The organism is Bifidobacterium pongonis (assembly GCF_019331805.1).
In the GTDB taxonomy this organism is placed as follows: domain Bacteria; phylum Actinomycetota; class Actinomycetes; order Actinomycetales; family Bifidobacteriaceae; genus Bifidobacterium; species Bifidobacterium pongonis.
Genome location: NZ_JAHBBE010000074.1, coordinates 1 through 2,265 on the forward strand (window position 1 = coordinate 1; position 2,265 = coordinate 2,265).

Annotated in this window: 2 protein-coding genes; both read left to right on the forward strand. The window is 62.4% G+C overall.

Translation table 11 applies throughout. The annotated features are described in order from the left end of the window. Window positions 1-373 precede the first annotated feature (373 nt). Window positions 374-1,288, forward strand: coding sequence for an aldo/keto reductase (locus tag KIH75_RS09950; protein WP_236028258.1), 915 nt, complete (start codon window positions 374-376; stop codon window positions 1,286-1,288). Window positions 1,289-1,369: 81 nt separating this feature from the next. Further along, complete coding sequence (locus tag KIH75_RS09955) at window positions 1,370-1,864, forward strand: MarR family winged helix-turn-helix transcriptional regulator (RefSeq protein WP_219056545.1); 495 nt, start codon at window positions 1,370-1,372, stop codon at window positions 1,862-1,864. Window positions 1,865-2,265 lie beyond the last annotated feature (401 nt).

The window sequence follows — 2,265 nt, forward strand, 5'->3', positions numbered from 1 at the left end:
AGGGCACCGACACGGTGGAGATCGTCACCTTCGGGCAGGGCGGCTGATTTCGGCGTTGCGGCGGTCTGATGGAAGCGCCCGGCGTTACGTTGGACGCTTCCGTCTGATCTGCTGTGGTGGGTGTGCGGGGTGATGGGTGGGGTGATACGCGGGAGATGCGCAAGACGTGCGCAAGAGGTGTGTGGGGTGTGCGGAAGGTGTGCGAGAATGGGGGCGTCGAACGGAGATTTGCACGATGGCGGTGAATATGACAGTGGAGAATACGGAAAACACAGCGAATACAGCGAACACGGAAAGCACGGCGATTACGGAAAGCACCGCAAGCGCCGCGAACACGGGCGAACTGGCGGGATTCACGATCCCGCGACTGGGCATGGGCACGATGGCGCTCGCCATCGAAGGCCGTCCGGATCGTGATACGGCGATCGAAACGATCCATGCCGGACTCGACGCCGGCGTGCGCTATCTCGACACCGCGTGGTCGTATTACGTGCCGAGCGTTCCCGGAACCGGCACGCCGGAAGACCTGGGGTACGGCGAGCAGCTGGTCCGCGACGCGCTTGCCACGTGGGATGGGCCGCGCGACGAAGTGCTGGTCGCTACAAAAACCGGGTATCGCCGCACGTGCGAGGCGGTGGCGGCGGAAAACGGTGATCATGCCGTGGCCGACGAGACGCGACCCGCGCATCAGCGCTTGCAAGCCGCCGGCAGTCGGTACGGATGGATGGCCGATTCGCGGCCGGAAACCATGATCCGCGACGCCAAGGAATCCGCGCGGCATTTGGGCGTGGACGCGCTCGACCTGCTGTACTCGCATGGTCCCGACCCGTCGGTGCCGTACGAGGATCAGTGCGGTGCGCTGAAACAGCTGCTCGATGAGGGCGTGATTCGCTATGCGGGCGTTTCGCGCGTGAACGATGAGCAGATCGATATCGCGCGCGGGATTCTGGGCGATGGGCTGATCGCGGTGCAGAACCAGTTTTCACCGTCCCATCCCGATCCGGAACGGACGATGAAGCATTGCGCCGAACTGGGACTCGCCTTCGTGTGCTGGAGTCCGCTCGGCGGGTTCCTCGACGCGTTCGATCAGAGCGCGTATGACCCGTTCCGTGCGGTCGCGGCGAAGCGCGGGTGCTCGTACCAGCGCGTGGTGCTGGCGTGGGAGCTGAGCCGGTACGATCGGCTGTTCACCATTCCCAGCGCCAGGAATCCGCATGAAATCAACGATTCCTTCGCGGCGGTCCGGCTTGAGCTGAGCGAGGAGGAGCTTGCGTCGCTTCCGCGCTGAACGAAAAATTGTTTACGGTGAAAGATATTATTGCCGTGTATTAGCGCGACTTGGCGTGTGATCGGAAAGGCGGGAAGCGGCGTGGGGTTCGAGCAAGAGTCGTTCGACAAGCTGATGAAAGCGATGTGGGGCAAGAAGTCGCGGATGCAGCAGGCGATGTCGCGTGATTCCAAGGGCGAGCCGTTCATCATTCGCGAGCTTGGAGTCAAAGGGTCGCAGACGCCGTCGCAGCTTGCCGCTGCGCTGAAAGCCACGTCCGGCAGGGTGTCCACGCTGCTGTCCGCGCTGGAGAAGAAAGGGCAGATTCAGCGCGAGGTCGATCCCAAGGATCGCCGTATCGTGCATGTGAGCTTGACCGAGGCCGGTCGTGCGCGTGCCGAGCGGCAGCGTGAGGATATGCGCGAAGCCATTTGCTGGATTTTCTCGCAGATGGGGGAGCGGCGCACGCGCGAATTCGTGGATCTGACCGAGGAGTTCGCCACGTACATGACGCTTTGCATTCCCGGCCAGCCTCGCCCCACCGCCGAAGAGGTACGACAGGCCTTCGCCCAATCCGAAGCCGACGACGCCCGGTAACCCGGTAACCCGCGGCCGCCGACGCCAGTAACCCGCGGCAGATCTCGTCCGGTAACCCGCGGCCAGCCCTGCCCAGTATTCCGCGGCCAGCGATGCCGGTAACCCGCGGCCGGTCCCGCCGGTAACCCGCGGCGCTCAGCGTCCCATTCCTCCTACCATTTTCAGACAAAATCCCCCTGTTTCTGTCTGATTTCGGTAATCACTAGGTCCACTCCCTCCTACCATTTTCAGACAAAATCGGCCCTATTCTGTCCGATTTTGGTAATGCGGGGTCATGGGCCCTGGAACTCCCGTTACCGGAATCGGACAAATTTGCCCTTATTTTGTCTGATTTTGGTTATGTGAGGGGCGTGGGACTTGGGGTCCGTTACCGGAATCGGACAGGATTGGCCTGGTTTTGT

Bases quoted from the DNA above. Each gene is read 5' to 3' on its own strand.
- KIH75_RS09950 (WP_236028258.1), top strand. From the start codon at position 374: ATGGGCACGATGGCGCTCGCCATCGAAGGCCGTCCGGATCGTGATACG.